This window comes from Algibacillus agarilyticus (assembly GCF_003286125.1).
Classification (GTDB): Bacteria; Pseudomonadota; Gammaproteobacteria; order Enterobacterales; family Alteromonadaceae; genus Algibacillus; species Algibacillus agarilyticus.
Genome location: NZ_QMED01000030.1, coordinates 17811 through 38585 on the forward strand (window position 1 = coordinate 17811; position 20775 = coordinate 38585).

Below are 20775 nucleotides of genomic sequence, written 5' to 3' on the forward strand. Positions count from 1 at the left end.
ACTTCGCTTTAACGACTATAACCTTATGGTCGTGTGTGGAGCCGCAAGCAGGGTGTTGTGGGGGCGGAGGGTTAGATACCCTTGGCTACCCGATTAGAGCTACGATTACGTACGCCAGTTGATGTCAATTTTTTTATGTGTTGCTACGCAATCACGCAAATATAAATTAATCAGACTTTGGTATGGAACCCCTGACTCTTCCGCCATGTCTTTAAAGTATGAGATAACATCTTCCCCCAGACGCATAGTCACAGACTTTTTTAATTTGCTTGCGTAAGGGTTTTTACGCGACTTCATTGCTGATAAATCATATTCATCTTTCATAATTAATGCCCTCGCTGATAGTTTTTGCTTTCGTTCTTTGTGGCTTTTCTGGCGGAAATAACTCTAATGGTATTTCCATCGTCACGTTCACAATGACAAATAAGTAATAAATTTGTTTCATTACTCATTCCTAGCATCAAAAAACGATCCTCGGTATCTGAGTTCTCTTGATCAAAGAATTGCACTGCAAATTCATCAAAAAATACGGACTTAGCTTCATCAAAGGAAATCCCGTGCTTTTTAATATTTGTTGCAGCTTTGGCTGCATTCCATTCGAATTTAATCATATGTACATTGTATGTACGCGAGAGGCAAATGTCAAAGTAGCTCTAACACTTAATAGTGCGCATTTTCTTGAATATAGTCTTCTCGCTCAGGTTTTATGGTTCATTGTCAGCGCTTACTCGCCCCAATCACATAGTAGAGCATATGCTCATAGGGTCTCGAAGCTTGACGGCTTCCCCTAAAACCCGATCGCTTTGACTATAGGTGAGCAAAGAACGGGATTTGACCATAACCCCAGTGCCACAAATGAGTATCGGGCAATTAGAATGGATGTCCCAGTAAATTGCTATTGATCCTATTCGGTTTTGGCGTGCTAGCGAACTTTTGAATACTTCTGCAGCTTCAATCGCACCATTTTTAATGCCCATTTAACTTAGTCACACTTAAAAAACAATTGCTTTCAAATTAATAAATTTATTATCGATAAATAAACATAAAGATCATACCTTTATTAATATGTTATATTTATTTAATGGTAGCTGTCAACTATGTTAAATGTGGGTGATAGGCAGTTAGAAATTTATTCTCGTAAGGTAAATTATGCATAAAGTAAAAATGAATACTTGGCTTTTGGCTATTAGCTCGATGGCGGTAGTGGGCTGTGCTGCAGTGTCTGACAATTCTTCTCAGCCGCCGGTTGCAAAGAGCTCGTCAATGTTTGTAAAAACCGATGGCGTGATCCCTTTTGATGATAAGTATCGTCGTAAATGGGGCGCGGCTGTTGTGTCTGATGTAGACCAAAATGGTTGGGAAGATGTAATAACAACTCAACATGGTACAAATGCGTTAATTTATTGGAACGAAGGCGGTACATTTTCTGAGCCTGTTGTTTTAATTAAAGGTGATACTCATGGGCTCGGTGTGTCGGATTATAACGGCGATGGCAAAGTTGACATCGTTGTTGCACAAGGGGGCGGTGATGGCGGTAACCCAAGACAACCAGCTTATTTTACGGTGAGCAAAGACCGGACCATAGAACGCTTAGGCACCTTTAACCACTTTAGACCGGGTCGTGGTCGTTCTATCAAATTTATTGATGCTAATAGTGATGCGGCACTGGATTTACTGGTAACGGGCTATGCGCCTAAAAAGGCTAAAAAGCTGACCACTAACCAATTATATGGCAATGTAGGAGGCGAGTTTCATGATCCCATTACTTTGTCTATTCCGCATGATGCTTTATCAATGAAAGCTTTTACGACCGATGTTAATAATGATGGAAAAATTGATGTTATTGCACATAGTGGCAGAGACTTAACGTTATCAGTGAGTAATGGCGATGGGACTTTCACAGACTCAACCGAAGCAGTATTTGGCGAATTAGCGCAACTTAAATTTGTTAATAGCATCACAGAAGTTGATTACGATAATGACGGTGATTTTGATCTGTTTTTAAATCGTAGTCCTTTCCAATTTGAAGAAGAAGCCTACTACAACTCAGAGACCCGAGACTTCGCCTTTTTTGCCTTTCGCGATAAGTTCATGTTTGATAACTTAACGATTGAAGGTGACAACTTAGTTATTGAGAATATTCAAGAAACGTGGGCGACTTACGATATTCAACTCGGCCAAGCTCGTAAGGTTATTGAAGCAACAAGAACTGAAAATTACACCGATGGCAAATTAATTATCAAACCGGAAGAAGCTAAAGGCTGGCCTGAAGGTGAAGAACTTAAAGGTATGCACATTGGTTACTTAGGCAATGGTGAATGGCGAGTAGGTGGCTATGTTAAATCAAGACTGAGTGCGGTTATTAAAAATGTAACTTCACAACCAAAAGAACTTAAGCGTAAACCTTTACCCCCTAAGTTATTAGAAAACCAAAACGGTAAATTTGTTGATGTGACTAAATCATTAGGCATTAATATTACTGAACAAACAACTAATGCAGCTGCGGGCGATTTTAACAACGATGGTTTTGTTGATTTAGCGATCACTCCTTACGGTAACATGGCGCATAATGTGGCACATATGGTGTTTATGAATAAAGGTGGAAAGCGCTTTGAACAGCATATTGATGCGGGTTTAGATTCAGAAGAAGTGGGTGCAACCGGTGTGGGCATAACAACTATTGATTATGACCAAGATGGCCGATTGGATTTGGTATTTGGTAACGAGCGAGGCCGTTGGTATTTGGCTAAAAACCAGTTACCGGCAAGTAAACTGGGTCAATACATTGTCATAACCGTAGCGGCTTCACCAAAAAGTAACGCGCAACCTATTGGCGCCCGCGTTGATATTTCTGCATGCGGCTTTAAACAAAGCCAATTAGTGGGGGCAAGTGGTGAAAGCTTCCATCATATGCTGAAAACCCGCTTACATTTTGGTTTAGGTGATTGTGACGTGATTGACAACATAAACGTGACTTGGTCAAACGGCGAAACTAAAACGTTAACAAACGTTAAAGTGGGTCAAACCGTTGCATTGTAAATTTGATTGTGATGGATAATTAACTTGTTGGGTTACTGATGTTATATGTTGAGACTGACTAAATTACACTGCTCAACTTGAATCCGCCATATTAACTATTTGACAAATAAAAGCCCCGCTAGGCATAAGCCAGCGGGGCTTTTTAATCGTCCTTTTTATCCGCCGATATTTTTCAATGTGGCGTAACGATTGTGGCGTAACGATGACTGTCTTGTACGATAGTTATTACAATTCTTGAATAAAAGACCTAAAAAATGCATAGTACTGGCCAAAATAAAAACATTAACAAGATATACATAAAAGGAACTTACTATGCGGAATTTAATTGTTGGTTTGGTCACCCTAGTGACGGCTGTGTTTACTGGAAATAGTTATGCTAATAACCAATCGGAGTTAGCTAAACATTTATATACAGCTAACGCGCCTAAACCTGCACAACGAGTGGCTCCTCAATACCCTCGTGCCGCGGCAAAACAAAGAAGAGAAGGCTGGGCAATACTCAATTTTGTTATTGATGAACAGGGGGAGGTTTCTAATATATTAGTAGGCGAAAACTCTGGTAGTGAAGATATAACCAAAGCCGCGGTACAAGCAGTGCAAAAGTGGCAATATACGCCAGCGATGGAAGATGGCAAGCCTGTGCAGCAGTGTGCAAATAGTGTGTTTTTAAGTTTTAAGATGGGCGACAAGCGCACAAAGGGCTTACCAGCAAAATTCAGAAGGCTTTATAAAAATGCCTTGCAAGCTAAGTCTGATGAAGATTATGAAGAGCTTGAAAATTTGCTAGAAAAAATGAAAAGTAATAAATATCAACATCTTAGTGAAAACTCTTACTATCATTTGCTAGCGGCCGACTATGCAAAGCTTAAAGGTGATAAACATAGTCAAGTGCAACACCTACAATCTGTCATGCATTCACTTGAACTCCTTGTGAATGAAAAACAAAAACTGTCAGTGCTTTATCAGGTTTTTGATCTCCAAATACAACTTAAAAGATACAATACTGCTTATAAAACGTATAAAAAATTAATAAAATTACCTGCAGCAAAGCCGTACCTTGATGAACTTAAGACAACCATAGAAAAAATTGATGGCATAGTGGCTAGCAATCAGAGTTTTACCTATCACGGAAATATTAAAGATAAGCGTTATTGGCAGCTTAACATGTCCCGTAAAGAGTTTAGCTTAACTGATGTTAACGGAGAGTTGTCTAAGCTAGAATTACGCTGTGCGAACAAGCATCATGTTTACACAATAAAAGATAGATCAACTTGGAAAATTCCCGCGGGTTGGGATCAATGTCGACTATTTGTCTTTGGAGAGCCTAATGCTAGCTTCAACGTTACAGAACATCCATTTTCTGAGCATAGCGACACTTAGGCAAACTTTAAACCTAAAGAGCATGCTGGCGTTTATAATTAAAAAAGTAAACGCATTCAATGGCATGTGAAAACGATGCAACGATTTAAACATCGGGTTCGACAGTTAACTAACCGAAACTGGGGTGTATCGATGCACGATTAAATAAACAAGCTTAACCAATATCTTCGAGGCGGGATCAATTACTTTGGCATAGCAAATTGCTACCAACGGTGTGTTTATTAAGACCACTGGATAAGGCGCGGAGTTAGCATGTGGTTCTTGTAAATATTAAGGGCGGCAGTGGCGCAAGCCACGAACGAAAGTGAGGAATTTGATTAAGCGAGGTCTAAATGTACAAGCAGCAGTCGCTTGTGGGATAACAAGCAAAGGCCATTTGGCGTAGCTCGAAAACCGTAAGCGCTTAATCAACCGACGTACTTACCTGCTCAATTCGCGCGCATTTTTATACTTACTGTATTTTTAACAAATACGCTAACACATTGCTATTTATATAGTTTATTTACAAATAAAAAATTATCAAAGATAAAAATGCTCGATTTGCGTATTTTCTTGAATAGGTGTGCAAAGAATGGGAGTTGACCATAAACCCTGTGCCATAAATAAATATTTTGTTTAAAAACACCATCTGTATTTTTAAACATCATCACGAATATAGGCTGAGTGTCTTGATTGATAACAACCTGTTCATATAGTGGCGAGCCGAAATTGGGGTGCACGTATGCCATATGCGTTGATCAAAACTAACCCTGTACTTACCCATAAAACTACCGCAATATTGAAGTTCGTTATCATTTTTTCAATGTTTACTGTTACAAAATATGAATACCTCAGCAGATTTAAACACCATTGCTATTTTTAGCCCTAATGGTGGTGGCAAGCAAATGTTTAGTCAACGTTTAATTGACCAACACCAGCAACAAAACAAAAAAATTGGCTTAGTGTCTTTTGAAAGCCAACAACAAACATACGAACACGAACTCAAAATTGATTTGTCCGACATTACCAACGAGGTTGACCCTGGTACATTAGCCAAAGATTTTTTACCGGCTGACCAGCTCGGCCATCCGTTGATTAAATCAATGCACTTAACTCACAAATTAAATACCGGCTATCGCAGTTTAAGCTCAGGTGAAAGTCGAAAATTGTTATTACTCAAAGCCATATTTTCGGGTTGCGAAGCTATTATTTGTGATAACCCGTTTGATAGTTTAGATAGCGACTCTTGCCTTGCTTTATCGGTGGCGCTTGAACAGGTTCATAATAGTGGCGTGCACGTTATTTTAATGTTGAGTAACCTGATTGATTTGCCTACTTGGATCCCACAGCTCGCTTGGTTAAATAAACAACAGCTCGCCTTGGTTGGTGCCAATAATTCGAATAATGTGCGCATAATTCATAATAATTTTGCTGCGTTAGTTAAGCAACAAGGCGAATGGCCGCAAAACCATAAAAGGTTAGCGGATTATCCACATTCTGAAATGGCTAAATTAGTTAATTGCCAGGTTATTTATAATGACAAAGCCATTTTTTCATCACAAAACCTGAGCATTAAACCCCTGCAACACACGTTAATTACCGGTGCAAATGGCAGCGGAAAATCGACGTTGCTGCAGCTTATTACTGGCGATTGCCCGCAATGTTTTAGCAATCAGGTTACGGTATTGGGTTACCGTAGAGGCAGTGGTGAAACAATATGGGATATTAAAAAGCACATTGGGCTAGTAAGTGCCGATTTGCATAGAAGCTACCGCGTTAATTGCAATGTATTAACGGTTGTTATTTCAGGTTTGTTTGATTCTATTGGCGTATACAAACCGGTTGAAAATAACCATATATCGTTAGCCAAACAATGGTTAAATAAAGTGGGCTTGGTGGATAAAAGCCAAACTTTATTTAATCAACTTAGTTATGGTGAACAAAGGTTGGTGCTTATTGCACGTGCTTTAATTAAAGTGCCTTTAATGTTAGTACTAGATGAACCCACGCTGGGTTTAGATGAGAGTAATCGTCACCGCATATTGCAGTTTTTACAAAGCATAGAGCAACAGGCTTATTCTACCATTCTGATGGTTAGTCATCGACAAGATGAGCATTTGGCATTGTTTAAGCAAAAAATACAGTTAGCTTAGCCTGTGTTGATTTTATGGATGTTTGTATACTATTAGTTTAAAGGCGTTAGTTCCTTGCTTTTTAACTTAATTATTAACCCGATGAGTTTTGATTTATGAACTTGGTTCCATTCGCACAGCTTGAGGCAACAGGTGCGCTTGTTGATGTTTCTGAGGTGCTTAACGGCAAAAAATGTGGGTGTATTTGCCCAAGCTGTAAACGACCTTTAGTGGCAAAGCAGGGGGAAGTATACGAATGGCACTTTTCTCACGATGGCAAATTTGATAAAGAGATTGAGCAGGTTGAATGTGATTATTCATGGCATTCTGCAATCAAGCTTATGCTCAAGCAATTAATTGTTGAAGGTCAAGATCTTGCGTCTCCAGAATACAATCTTTTTATACCTGAAATCGGCGAGTCTCGCTGCGTCACGACCGCAAAAATGCTGAAATATGTGAGTGCTGATATCACGGTGGCTGGCTTAGATGCCGTTATTGATGTTGAAGGCGTATTATTAGGGATCTTTTTTGCTCACAAAGGGCGATCGCTTGGTGATTATTCAAATAGCATAAAGGGCTTAATTGAAATCAATTTAGACAAACTGCAGCTTGAATCAAAAAATAACAACACTGTTAACAGCACCAAAACACAATTAAAAACGCTGCTTTGTGAGCCGAATGTCGCTAAAACATGGTTATTTCATGTAAGAGAAGCCAGTGTATTAAATAACATTAAACTTGAGCTACAAAAGAAAGAAGCCGAAATAAAACGTCAATGCGAGCAAGCGCGTTTAAAAGAAATTGAACAGGAGCAAGAGCGACAACGGCTTAATGAATCTGCCAGACAAAAATTTAAACAAAACGCACAGCGCAGAAAACAAGGTGCGCTGATGCACGATTCATTAAAATTTAAAAATGACAAAGACAACGTTAAATCATCACAAAAAAGACAATATTATTGTGTCGCTTGCCAACATACCTATCAAGGCACTGAAATAGGTATAAACCCTTGCCCTAAATGCAGTAGCCATTTTTATCGTTCTGAAGTTTAACCCTGATTAAGCATGAAAATAGAGAAGGTTATAGTCAAAGCGATCGGGTTTTAGGGGCAGGTTTCTAGTTCCAGACGAAACCGAAGTACTTACATCCATGTAAGCAAAGCAGTCAAGCTTCGAGACCCCATGAGCATATGTTCTACTATGTGATTGGGGCGAGTAAGCGCTGACAATGAACCATAAAACCTGAGCGAGAAGACTATATCTATCAATATATAAATTGGTTTGTGTAACCAGGTAGCGATATTCAGGCCTGTAAAGCGGCGAGGCGTGAGCCTCACCTTATAATTTGAGGGTGTTTTCTATTTTGGTGATGGGTTATACACTAACGTGTACTCACCACTGTAATATAATTTTTGTTCTTTATTTGGCAGGGTAACGAGTGCCGTTGAGTTATAGGGAATTTCAAAACGCCATGTGACTTGGTTGCCAGTTCGTTTCCAGTTACTTTTAATGGTGCCGTAACCTGTTGTGTAGGTCACATCGGCAAATTGTAGGTCTTTGGCAAACACGGGCTGTAAAGCAAAATGTTGGAACCCAGGGTTATCACCGATAGGACGAATACCCCCTAAGCCTTCGTAAAACCAGCCATCGTAACCACTGTGGAACGGATGATTTAATGAACGACCAGGTTCTTGTATGCCTATTTTTTCCATTTTGATTAAGCCCTTGCGCTCCCATAGCGTAGTGGCATTTAGCGTATCAAGTTGGTAGGCATAGCCAGGATAACCTTCCGCTTTAAAAATATTAAAAGCGGTATCACCATACCCAAAATCACTTAATGCGCGGTATAAATAAGTTTGGCCAAGTGCACCTGATGATCCGTGTCCTTTCCATTTATCGGTAACATCTTTATTGAGCGCATCTGCAATCGATTGACGTAAATGTTTTGGAGCCAGATCAAGTTGCAGCGCTAAAGCGTCTGCTGTTTGACTGCCGTAATCGCCGGTTTCTTCCGAATAAAATTCTTTATGCAGTTGTTTTTTGATGCTGTCGAATAAATTAGCAAAGTATTGTGCTTCTTTAGGTTTATCAAGTAAGGTCGATATTTTTGACATCAAATTTGCCGCATGTGCGTAAAAGCCTGAGCTCGTGATCGTCGGCGAAGTATATTGTGGGTTACACCGTTTACGACTATCACCGGGTTTAAGCACTGGGTCACACCAGTCGCCATAACCAATACGCAATAAACCATTTTCCATTCTTTTTTCTCCGGCATACATGTATTCAAGCATGCTTTCATATTGATCAGCTAAGGTTTGTAAATCGTCATGATGACGATAATGTTCCCACGCAACCATAATTTCAGCTGCGGCCCAATCAAAATTGCCACCGTGTGAACGTTTACCTGGAACAATCGCCGGTGCAACATGACTAGACGTTTGGAAGTCGCCTAAGAATTTTTGCCAAAAATTGTTCATGTTGTAGTTGTAGTTACCGGTTATTAAAGCGGCATGTGCATCACCTGTCCAACCTGCTCGTTCACGAATAGGGCAATCCATCGGTACCGCCATTAAGTTACCTTCGTAGCTCCATAAAGCCATATCATGTACACGGTTAACTAATGGATCAGAACTGTTAAATGTGCCGGCTATTTCAACATCACTCCGCACTAAATGTGCAGTCATGGCATCTAACGGGGGCTCTTCGGTTAAACCTTTCACTTCAACATACCTAAAGCCATGCCAAGTAAATTTTGGGGTCCACGTTTCAGCATCATTACCTGACGCTACATAGCTGTCTACTTGTTTTAACATTGGAGCGCCGCCACCCGATTTTTGGCTGATCATGCCATCTTTATGTGCCCATTCGGCATAACGAAACAGAACTGATTCGCCTTTTTTTAAGCCTAATTTTTTGATGTTGATGGTGGGAATGCCCGTAAAGTTTTGACCAAAGTCATATACCCAAACATTTTTAAGCGGATTAAATATTTTTGTTGGGGTGACTTCTTTTACAGCGCGGATCGCAGGCAATAACTGTGGCTCTAAGGTTTTGGTTGGCCAGTGGGTTAGTGCTTCAACAGGTGTCCAGTTGTTTAATTTCGCGGCATTATTATGCCAATTAGCCACTTCAAAAGCCGCATTATAGTGTTCACCCGAAAATACACCTTCTTTTAAAATAGGAGATGGGTGACTTAACCACTGCTCGTTTGACGTGACAACTTGGGTTGTACCGTCATTATAGGTTAATTCAAGTTGTGCGATGAATTTAGGTTGGCCATAAGATAAATTGCTCGCTTTTCGCTTGTGAGCGGCTTTGGCGTCGGGATTACCCCATTTACTAAAAGCAATATCTTCGCTGTACCAGCTGCTGCCAAGGTGAACGGCTATCGTATTCGATCCTGAATTAACTAATGGATTAACGTTATCGGTATTATATAAAATGCGTTCCTCATAATCGGTTTGACCGGGATCCATGATGCGATCGTCAACTTTGTTACCGTTTAAAAATATTTCGTAATAACCGGCAGCCGTGCTGTGTAATTTGGCTTTAATCAGGGTTTTATTGTTCGGAACCGTAAACTGATGACGGAAATAACTTGCTGTCGGCTCTTGTTTGAGTTTTTCTAAGATACCTTCTTGCGTTTTTCTTTTATTTTTCTTGAGTTTGTCAGTGTTTTGTTCTTGTATATTAGCGGCATGGGTCATCCAAGCGAGTGCTGGTTTATCTATTTCAGCAATAACCGGATCTTTCACTTGGATCCATTTTGCTTGCCAGTCTGATTGAGTGGTTAAGCCCATTTCCCAGCTTTGGATATCACTCCAATCGCTTTTGTTATTATCGGCAGACCAAACGCGTACACGCCAAAAGGCTGTTTCATTGCTCTTTAATGTTTTACCTTGGTAAGCAATGTTAAGTGATTTTTGTGAGCTTACTTGGCCACTATCCCATAAATCGGCTTTATTATTGGTTAATAACGCTTTAAGGCTCGCGACTTGAATTTGGTATTTTGTTTGGGTAACAACGTTCGCATGCCAAGAGAGTTTGGCTTGTTGATTATGCACATTTAAAGGTGCATGACGACCTTCAACTAATAAGTTACTGGGTTTAACAGGCATATTTTGTGACGGTAACGGTTTACTTTGAATGTCTGCTGAGGTGACTTGAGTATAGTCTTTAATAATAAAGGAACTACATGAGGCTACAAACAAGAGTGCAACCAATATAAGCGTGTTTTTCATAACTGCCCTTGATATTTTTAAAAATTAAAACGTGCGCATAATGCACGCCGTTTAGTTGTTATACCCAAGTCATTAATACAAATGCATGTTTTACGCTAGGGCGTGTTTACCTTTGTCGTATCGATTTTGTTCAATTCCAAAGCGTTTTGATCGCGGCATTGGCTTGATGGCATAGTGGTTCTACGTCAAAAGCCAATAACAAAGAGCAAAACGTTTTGGATTGAACCCAAAGGGCAGCGCATTTGCCCTATTTCTACTACGTTATCGCTTTTTTATGTAGAATAACGACACCGCAATCGCTCTGCCTTGTATAAATCGTGCAAATACGGCTGCAAAAGCATACACAAAAGATAAACACGCCCTAGTAATTCATGTGGTTTATGGGCTTCTGTGGTAATAAATTTTGATGTAGCTTGGGTATATCATCAGAACTGCCCATCATAAGATAAGACACCATCGAGAAAAATTGATACCCCCTAAAAGGCGATCAAATCGATAATTTTATAAAAAGTGGATGTGCCCCCATCGTTTATATTCAAGTTACTTGAGAGTTAACCCTCAAGTAACTTGGTATTAACTTAAAGTTTAATCAATGAATCACTGTTTAAGTCTTTAATGCTTTTTGCTCCGGTTAATGTCATGGCCACTCGCATTTCTTTTTCGTATAAATCGAGTAAGTTTTCGACACCGGCTTGGCCTTGTGCTGCTAATGCATAAACAAATGAACGGCCTAGTAAGGTTAAATCTGCGCCTAAAGCCAACATTTTTACGACATCTAAACCAGAACGTATACCTGAATCAACCATAATTTTTAAGTCACCTTTTACAGCATCTGCTATGCCGGGTAGGGCTTTAACGGTTGATAAAACACCATCTAATTGACGACCACCATGGTTTGAAACCACAATACCATCGGCTCCAAAACTCACTGCATCTCTGGCATCTTGCACATCTAAAATACCTTTGATAACCATCGGGCCATCCCAAAAATCTCTGATCCATTCAAGATCTTTCCAAGAGATAGACGGGTCAAAATTTTCACCTAACCACCCTATATAATCTTCGAGTTTTGTTGGTTCACCGCGGTAAGTTGAAATATTACCTAAATCATGTGGTTTACCAAATACCCCTACATCAAATGCCCATTGTGGATGAAGCATTGATTGAAATACACGTCTTGCTGCTGCGTTAGGGCCGCTCATGCCAGAATGCATATCGCGATAGCGTGCGCCGGGTACGGGCATATCAACCGTGAAAACCAGCGTTGTTACACCGGCCGCTTTTGCGCGTTCTAATACGTTTTTCATGAAGCCGCGGTCTTTTAATACATAGAGCTGAAACCACATAGGACGATCTAATTTAGGTGCCACTTCTTCTATTGGACAAACTGATACCGTTGACATGGTAAAGGGTATACCTTTGTTCTCGGCTGCTTTAGCGGCTTGAACTTCTCCACGGCGAGCATACATACCGGTTAAACCAACAGGTGCAAGCGCGATCGGCAAATCTAATTTTTCGCCGAAGATCTCTGTATTTAAACTCAGATCCGACATATTGTTTAACACGCGTTGTCGCAAAGCGACTTCTGCTATGTCAGTTGTATTGTGTCTTAGCGTATTTTCACCATATGAACCACCATCGATATAATGAAATAAAAAAGGAGGGAGTTTGGCTTTGGCTGCTTTTCGGTAATCAGTTGATGCAGAGATGATCATATTTACTGTCCTACAGGTATCTAAACAAGATAAGGTGATTAAATGTATATAGCAATCGTCGTTAATGGTTGATCTCTTATTAACCGTGATTGGTATTAGTGCAAATAACCTTCATTTTTAACAGCTAATTAAATAATAAAATTCAAAATAGGTCATTTAATGTGTAAGTATGACTGCTGTTAAGTGATTTTTAAAGTTTTGCTAATTTAAAGCTTTATTTTTATTAGATAAACAGAAATAATGAAAAACATTGTTTCCAAAATTGACATAATCAATGCAAGCTAACGATTTAATCTTATTTTCTCAAGTTATTGAACTGGGTAGCTTTAGTAAAGTTGCTGAAACCAATCATTTAACTAACTCGGTCGTTAGTAAGCGAATTGCCCGTTTAGAGCAAGATTTGGGGGTGCAATTACTTTATCGTACTACACGCAAACTGACCTTAACGGAAGCGGGTCGAGCGCTGGCGCAACGAGCTAAAGTGGTTAACCAAGCCACGCTAGAAGCCATTGAAGCGGTGTCGGGTTTTGGCGAAAATATAACCGGACATATTAAAATATCAGTACCGACGATATCGGGTGATTTATTATTGGCGGATGCAGTTGCAGAGTTTTGTCAATTACATACCGGATTAACCATTGATATGTCGCTTGATAACCGATTTGTTGATTTGATTGAGGGCGGATATGATTTAGTGATCCGTTCAGGGCACCTTGATGATTCTAGTTTAATTGCCCGTCATATTATTGATTCAGAGTGGGTTGTTTGCGCTTCACCTGCGTATATTCGTCAATATGGTTTGCCCGCCCAACCACAAAACCTAGCAGAACGAAACTGTTTGCAATATGTATATCAAACAACTGGGGCAAGAGACTGGGAATTTAAGTCGAACAAGGGCAGCTATTTTGTCAAAGTATCGGGTGGTTTTTCGAGTAATAACGCAGCAGCATTACGAAAAGCGGCATTAGGCGGCTATGGTATTGCTTATTTACCACGTTGTTTGGTTTATCATGATATGCAAGACGGTCAGCTTGTCGATTTGTTTCCATCGCAAGTCGGAAAAAACTTAGGTGTTTACGCCGTTTATCCTTTTACCAAACAATTACCAAACAAAATAAAATTATTAATCGAGCATATTAAAGCGTATTACCTTGCACGTTCTCAATATTTTGTCTCGTCTTAAGCACTTAATGCAAGTGCAACTATTTTATTTATTATGCACTTAAATGCATTTTTTACTTTTACTGTCTTGTTTAAACCCTTCATAACCTGACTATTTTATCGATACAGTTCGTTTTTGCTCATCACTCACATTTACTTAGTCAAATATAATCATATTAAATCTTTTAATTTACGCGAGGATGTTATAATCTTGTTAAAACAAGACGTTTGTACTTATATTTCGGTTATTTAGTGCGGTGAACGATTAAAAATTATTTATACATAATTTGTTTTACTTCTTCGTTTTTTAGCTAACCTTATATAGACCTAGCTTCTTCAAAATACGGGTCCAGAGCGCTTGACCGGTTTTATTTGAAGGCTATACGTATTTTTGTGTTTGACCGATAGTTATTTTTAAAGATAAATGAACATGTTATCGCGCGTATTACTCAAGGATGAAAGTATGTCGTTTTTACCTTAATCGAGGCCATTTTATGCGCTTAAATTTTAAATCTACAGTGATCCTATCTGTAACCGTGCCTATTGTCATTGTAGTCATGACCTTAGTGTTGTTGGCTTACCAAAAATTCACTGAAGTTGCTGAAAATGAATTAATTCAGTATGAGCAAGATATCAAGCAAGCTAAACGTGAACATTTAAAAAGTTTGGTTACCTTAACGGTTAATACGCTAGCACAAAAAATCGAATCAGAGGGGTTGGAAGCTGCGATTAGTTTTTCTAATTCACTAAGATACGATGAAGTTAATTATTTCTTTATCTCAAATTTAGATGGGATTGTGGTCGCCAATGGGCGTAACCCTGCGGCAAGGGGCAAAGATTTAAGTAAAAACCCCAGTATTATTCGTCAGATCGATGTCGTTACCAATAAAGATGGCTATTTAACTTATGCGGCAGGTAAGCCAGGACACGACACTGGTGAGTTTGAAAAAATGGCTTTTTTAAAAATGATCCCCAATAGCGATTTATACGTGGGCACGGGTTTTTACATTGATGATATAGGTAAAGTTTTAATCAAAAGAAAAGAGGCGAGTGAGCAAGCGTTAAGCAATTTTATTCGGAACTTGATTATTTTTTCAGTGATTTTATTAAGTATTATGATTGGCCTGGCTTTTGTGTTTGTTAATCGACTTAATAATGTGATTGGGGGCGAGCCCAAAAAAATTGAGCGTGTGGTTAAAGAGATTGCTTCGGGTGATTTAACGATCATAAATCCGAACTCAAATGAAGTGGGTATTTTGGGGGCGGTAGCCGAAATGGTCGTTAAATTGAAAGATATTTTAGCGGGTATTAATAGGGCGTCTGATACGCTTACTGAGTCTTCTAATGTGATGAAGTCACGTGCTAATGAAGTAAAATCGGATTCACAAATTCAAATGGAGCAATTAGAGCAAACTGCTACGGCCATGAATGAAATGACGTTTACCGCGAGTGAAGTGGCGCGTAATGCAATGAGCGCTGCGGATTCGACTCAACAAGCCACGAAACATGCGGTAGAAGGTAAACAAATTGTATCGAGCATGAACGACAGTATTAAAACCTTGGTTGATGTGATGCAACAAGTTCAAAAATCAATTGCCGACCTTGAGGTCAAAACGTTAGGTATTGGAAGCATTTTAGATGCGATTAGAAGTATTTCAGAACAAACTAATTTATTGGCTTTAAATGCGGCAATAGAAGCTGCGCGAGCAGGTGAAACAGGGCGTGGCTTTGCGGTTGTTGCCGATGAAGTACGTGAATTAGCGAACCGCACACAAGAAAGTACAAACGAAATTAAAGATATGATCACTGATTTACAAAACGAAGCTAAACGCTCGGTTGTATTAATGGGTGAAAACATGAAAAGCGCACAAGATACATCGGTTAAATCACATGATGCCAATAGTGCGTTAGAATTTATTCATACGTCTATTACAGATATTGAGAACATTAACACACAAATCGCAACTGCAGCCGAAGAGCAAACACAAGTCGCAAGTGAAATAAATGAGAGCATTATGTCAATCAGAGATTTAGCGCATAAAACCTCTGAAAGTTCAGGCGAAACATACGATAAAGCCTGTGAATTAGCCACTATTTCAGATGACTTAAGCAGCGCTGTTCACACTTTTAAACTACAATAATTGTTGAGCATGTTAAGTTTAGCGTCAATTCAGTTAAGGTTGTTTGCCTTACCTATTTAGGTAAGGCAAATTAATCTACCTTTGTTGTTAAACCCTCACTGAATCTTTAAATGACTTGGCGATGCTCAATTTAATCAAAATCTTTTTGTGTATAAGGCGTTGTTTGTTTTTGGGTTGCTTGCCTTATTTGACTAAAAAATTCCGGCTTTATTTCACTGGCGGTATCAGCGTTATTACCCCAACTATTACGTAAATAGGTTGCGATAGCGGCAAGGTCTTTATCGGTTATTGTTAGATTATTTGCTAACCCCGGCATAACCATCGATGTTTGCCAGTTGTGACGTTTTACGGTGATAGGCCCCGCTAAACCATGCAAGAGTACCTTAGCTAATATTTCTGGCTCGTTTATAACCCATTCACTGCCCCAAAAAGTAGGTCCCATGCCTTTAATGCCATCACCATCAACACCATGGCAGCCAAAGCAGGTGCCAGCGCCGTTATAAAGTTGCTTACCTAAATCATATAAAGATTGACCTTGTGCTGATAACTGGGCTCTGTTAGTTCTCTCCGCTGGTTTTTTGCCTAAATTATTAATGATATACATCATTTTTTTATCAGGGTATTGGCCTAATAACGTTTTTAACTCATTAGAGCGCAAGCCTGCTCCACTCATAACAGCTTCACGCACAAAAGGTTTATCAATAAAGGTATCGAGCACTTTTTCAGACGCTTGCATGGCGATCGGCGATTGAATATCGCCAGCATTTAAAGCGACTTGCAAGGCTACCCGGTAATCACTATCGGCCAAGGCTAATAGTTGCTGCGCAAAAGCGGTGTGATCTGTTTTGGCTAGTTTGTTTGATACCGCAATAGCGGCGACTTTTACTTGTGTACTGCCTTGTTCAAGTAAGGGTTTTAAGGTGGTGTAAGTAACCGCGTCAATGGCATGCAATGTCCAGAGCGCATTAATGATCACGCGTTCATCATTATGGTTAATGACAAGCGCTTGAATTGCTTTTATTGCATTTTGGTCTCGTTCATTGATACTAGCTTGTGCAATTAAGCGGCGAGCCGTGTCGCGCCACCAACCATTTGTATGACTTAAATACGGTACTAATTCTGTTGGCGATAAATTGGCCATTTTAGGTTGCACACCTAATGCATTATCAGCCCAGCGTAAACGGTATATTCGGCCCATTGTATTGTTGCCTTCATCTAAATTACGGGCTTTTATTTGATTTTGTAAATAAGTCGTCAAAAACTCTTTATGTTGTAAAATTCCGTGATACATATCAACGATATAGAGCGAACCATCTGGTGCGGTGTATAGATTTACGGGGCGAAAGCGCTCATCAGTAGAGGCTAATATCTCTGATTGTTGATAAACATTTTTGCCGCTTAATTTACCTTCTTGCTCAATTATGTGGCGAGCACTGATCAAATTAGCTGCCGGTTCGGGTGTTATAGCCATGCCATAAAATGCTTCGGGAAAATTGTCACCTCGGTATATCACACTGCCACTAGCGGCAGTAAAACGTTTTAATTTACCGCGCTCATCGCCATGTTCATGCAACATGCCGTTCATGTAACCGCGATTGATACCGGTATTCATGCGTAAAGAATAGATGTCGCCATTACCAATAAAATCAGCGCCCATTTTTGGCCAATAAGTTGGATTTTTAAGTAATGAGCCAGGCAGTAGATATTCGCCTTGTGCAGGGGAGCTATTGCCATTGTGGTATAAACGCCCGTAATCATCCATCGTGAGGCCCCATTGGCCACGGTAATCGCTAGTGGCGCGAACCAGTTTCCAATATTGGTTACGATATATTTCTTTTGCCCCAAAAGGGATGGGCTTATCAAGCGCTATTGTTTGATACTTTTTATTACTTTTAGCGTTGTAGTACCAATTATCGATGCCATAAAGCATGGTGTTGGTTTTATGCTCTAAATTGCCGCCTTTAGCGTAAGTTGGGTCAACAACCTCGCGCACACCCGGTATTAAATTACCGTCTTTTTCAATTATCTCTGTAAAATAAAGTTGGGTATGGTCAGCGTATAAAATACCATTTTTAACGAGTGTTACCGTGCGAGGTAATATAATGTCGTTTAAAAATACGGTTCTTTTATCAACTTTACCATCTCCGTTTTGGTCTTCGAGTATGGCGATATTACCTTCAGGTGCTTGTTCACCAGTGCCTAGCGTGTCGGGCATATAACGTGTCATTTCGCATACCCACATCCGACCATTAGCATCAAATGTTAGTGTAATAGGGTTAAAAACATAGGGTTCTGAAACAATGTTTTCAACTTTAAAGCCGTCTTGCACTTTAATCGATTGAAGCGCTAGATCAACATTTAGTATAGGCGAGGGAGGCACTTCATTTTTAGGGATCCTATCATCCATAACATGACCTTTACGATCCCCTTTATTGACATGCTGATGTTCTTTTTCATTTATATGCATACCATCTGTTCGAGGATGTTCGGGCTCTGCTCTTGGGGGCGCAGTGACAATCACAGTAACATCATCATGCTTCTGCGAATGAGGAGAAAATACACAACCTGTTCCTGCCATAACAGAAATTATCGTTATTATTTTTATTGTTTTGAGTACATTCATATTATCGAGTCTTGTGTGGTCGTTAGTTTATAAAGGCTTTATCACTAATTAAATGGCCTCTACCTAAATTTTCAGCTTACATATAGTCTTTTCGCTCAGGTTTTATGGTTCATTGTCAGCGCTTACTCGCCCCAATCACATAGTAGAGCATATGCTCATGGGGTCTCGAAGCTTGACGGCTTCCCCTAAAACCCGATCGCTTTGACTATTGTAACATGTGTTTTATTTGTTGTTTACTTGTAAATATTCTGATTTATATCCAACTTGTATTCTGTTGGCGTGATGATAGATGCAATATTGTACAAATAATCAACATTTAATAACGTTGTTATAGTGCAATATTAATTACACGTTTTGATTTATTTGTTTGCTATTTTGTTTAGTCATGACGCGGCTTCAGTAATATTTATCAGATCTATTAGCTTGTGCACGCAACTAAAGATTAATTTTTAAAAGCGTAATTACAAAATAGGTATAAAGGCTATATTTAATAAACTGACTTTATTTTATTGTTATCTATACTTTTATTTACGAATTGTTTTTTTCGAAACAATATAAAACCTATTTTGCTCAATGTGGATTTAATAAAGTTTATCGCTATTTAAACCTTTTATTAACAATTGGCTTAATTAATATCACTTTAAAATAATCAATCATAATTAGTCAAAAGTTTGCTGTGCTAATCATTACCTGTTAATATTATATTTAAATATGTAACCTGAAGGTTCAATTATATTCAGGTTGTAAATTTTTTGTATCAGAGTTAAAAGCTACATTTAAGTAATAATTTTAGGTGAAACACTTTATTACTCACTGGCTTTTATTACTCATTTATTGATTAAAATTATTCTCCAAGGTGAAGTAACTTGGGGTTAAGTTAAGTAATAGTTGAGAGCGCGAATGTTGAATCTTAAGAAAAAAATGCTAGGCAAAAGTCGTAAATTAATAAGTGTTTTGGGATGCTTATCATTAGGTTTTTCGGCGTTAACTTACGCAGCAGAAAAACCGAATATCATTTTTATATTAACGGATGACTTAGGGTTTAACCAAGTTGGAGCATACGGTAAAACGCCAATTAAAACCCCAAATCTAGATAAAATGGCTAACAACGGTATTCGATTTGATCAGGCTTATGCCGGTAATACGGTTTGTTCACCTTCACGTGTTTCTTTATTTACGGGCCGAGATGGTCGGTATATGAGTAATAATTCAAATACAGTTGAATTAACGCATCTCGATGTAACCATGGCACATGTTTTAAAATATGCTGATTATGATACTGCGTTATTTGGTAAGTATTCAATCGGTTCGCAAATGGGCGTAACCGATCCCTTAGCAATGGGTTTTGATACTTGGTATGGCATGTATTCTATATTAGAAGGCCATAGACAATACCCACAAATTATGTGGCGTGATGGTAAAAAAATTCGCATTGTTGAAAATGAAGGCGGGCGTCAAGGCGCTTACGCACAAGAATTATTCACTGAAGAAGCGATTAGCTATATAAAGCAAGAGCGTGAAAATCCGTTCTTCATGATGTTAACTTTCTCGTCGCCTCATGCAGAGTTAGCTGTACCTAAAAAATACAGTGACCAATATGAATTACCTGAAACGCCTTACACGGGTATGTCTACTGGTAAACCGAGTGATAAATATGCGGCCTATTACCCTGCTGCAGTCGAAAAGCCTAACGCTACTTTAGCCGGTATGGTAACGGCATTAGATGACTATGTTGGCCAAATTATTCAAGAATTAGATAAAAAAGGCATTTTGGATAATACATTAATTGTATTTACTTCAGATAATGGCCCACATGATGAAGGTGGTGCTGATCCTGAATTTTTTGAAGCGTCTTCACCTTATAAAGGTCAAAAACGTGATCTATATGACGGTGGCATTCATGTACCGATGATTATGCAATGGCCTGCAAAAATTAAGAAAGGCAGAGTCGATAATACCCCGTGGTTATTTGCTGATGTATTACCTACAGTAGCGGATATTGCTGGTGTTGACTTAAATGTTGTACCAAGAGTTCGGACTAATGGTGTTTCAATTAATGGCTTATTGAATGACCAACCGAAAAAAATGGCGGAGCGCACCCTATACTGGGAATTTGCTAAGCAAGTAGGTGATCCTAATTCTGGCGTTATCGGAGATGTATATCAAGCTGCTCGAAAAGGTAAATGGAAAGCCGTCCGTTACACGGTTGAAGGTGAGTTGGAACTTTACGATATTATTAAAGACCCAAGTGAATCAAATAACTTAGCTGGTAAATATAAATCATTAGCAAACGAATTTTATACGTTGTTTGAAGAGTATAAAGATTAGGATTTAATTCGGTAGGGAATATCAAGTTTATCATTTT

The 20775-nt window shown here is 39.1% G+C and carries 12 protein-coding genes; 7 read left to right on the forward strand and 5 right to left on the reverse strand.

Annotated features, from left to right (window positions below; translation table 11 throughout):
• Window positions 1–105: 105 nt before the first annotated feature.
• Together DPX34_RS17790 and DPX34_RS17795 are read right to left on the reverse strand one after the other, a co-directional pair.
• Complete coding sequence (locus tag DPX34_RS17790) at window positions 106–324, reverse strand: CopG family antitoxin (RefSeq protein WP_111979793.1); 219 nt, start codon at window positions 322–324, stop codon at window positions 106–108.
• Between the two features lie 2 nt (window positions 325–326).
• Window positions 327–611: a BrnT family toxin gene (locus DPX34_RS17795; RefSeq protein ID WP_111979794.1), complete on the reverse strand. Its 285-nt coding sequence runs from the start codon at window positions 609–611 to the stop codon at window positions 327–329.
• Between the two features lie 538 nt (window positions 612–1149).
• Between DPX34_RS17795 and DPX34_RS17800 the strand changes: the two genes are divergently transcribed.
• The 4 genes from DPX34_RS17800 (at window position 1150) to DPX34_RS17825 (ending at window position 7582) form a co-directional block, all read left to right on the forward strand.
• Window positions 1150–3039 carry a CRTAC1 family protein gene (locus tag DPX34_RS17800; RefSeq protein ID WP_198673748.1) on the forward strand — a complete coding sequence of 630 codons (1890 nt, stop codon included), beginning with the start codon at window positions 1150–1152 and terminating at the stop codon, window positions 3037–3039.
• A 312-nt stretch (window positions 3040–3351) separates the two neighbouring features.
• A complete protein-coding gene (locus DPX34_RS17805) occupies window positions 3352–4419 on the forward strand; it encodes an energy transducer TonB (protein ID WP_111979795.1) in 1068 nt (355 codons plus the stop codon).
• An 821-nt stretch (window positions 4420–5240) separates the two neighbouring features.
• Window positions 5241–6551, forward strand: coding sequence for an ATP-binding cassette domain-containing protein (locus tag DPX34_RS17820; RefSeq protein WP_111979797.1), 1311 nt, complete (start codon window positions 5241–5243; stop codon window positions 6549–6551).
• Window positions 6552–6646: 95 nt separating this feature from the next.
• Window positions 6647–7582 (forward strand): competence protein CoiA family protein, encoded by a 936-nt coding sequence (locus DPX34_RS17825; RefSeq protein ID WP_111979798.1) that lies wholly within the window; start codon window positions 6647–6649, stop codon window positions 7580–7582.
• Between the two features lie 305 nt (window positions 7583–7887).
• On the opposite strand, the gene DPX34_RS17830 is transcribed toward DPX34_RS17825, so the two are convergent.
• Both DPX34_RS17830 and lldD read right to left on the reverse strand, forming a co-directional pair.
• On the reverse strand, window positions 7888–10770 hold the full coding sequence (locus DPX34_RS17830; protein ID WP_232824790.1) for a family 78 glycoside hydrolase catalytic domain: 2883 nt from the start codon (window positions 10768–10770) through the stop codon (window positions 7888–7890).
• Window positions 10771–11348: 578 nt separating this feature from the next.
• Window positions 11349–12485: an FMN-dependent L-lactate dehydrogenase LldD gene (lldD, locus tag DPX34_RS17835; RefSeq protein ID WP_111979799.1), complete on the reverse strand. Its 1137-nt coding sequence runs from the start codon at window positions 12483–12485 to the stop codon at window positions 11349–11351.
• A gap of 274 nt (window positions 12486–12759) precedes the next feature.
• Here lldD and DPX34_RS17840 point away from each other — a divergent pair, with 274 nt between their 5' ends.
• Window positions 12760–13668 carry a LysR family transcriptional regulator gene (locus DPX34_RS17840; RefSeq protein ID WP_111979800.1) on the forward strand — a complete coding sequence of 303 codons (909 nt, stop codon included), beginning with the start codon at window positions 12760–12762 and terminating at the stop codon, window positions 13666–13668.
• A 472-nt stretch (window positions 13669–14140) separates the two neighbouring features.
• Window positions 14141–15787 (forward strand): methyl-accepting chemotaxis protein, encoded by a 1647-nt coding sequence (locus DPX34_RS17845; protein ID WP_198673749.1) that lies wholly within the window; start codon window positions 14141–14143, stop codon window positions 15785–15787.
• Window positions 15788–15917: 130 nt separating this feature from the next.
• Here the strand turns inward: DPX34_RS17845 and DPX34_RS17850 are convergent, their stop codons facing one another.
• The gene (locus DPX34_RS17850) at window positions 15918–18410 is read right to left on the reverse strand and encodes a PVC-type heme-binding CxxCH protein (RefSeq protein ID WP_232824791.1); all 2493 of its coding nucleotides are present in this window, start codon (window positions 18408–18410) and stop codon (window positions 15918–15920) included.
• A 900-nt stretch (window positions 18411–19310) separates the two neighbouring features.
• Here DPX34_RS17850 and DPX34_RS17855 point away from each other — a divergent pair.
• Window positions 19311–20738, forward strand: coding sequence for a sulfatase-like hydrolase/transferase (locus DPX34_RS17855; protein ID WP_232824792.1), 1428 nt, complete (start codon window positions 19311–19313; stop codon window positions 20736–20738).
• The last annotated feature ends 37 nt before the right edge of the window (window positions 20739–20775 follow it).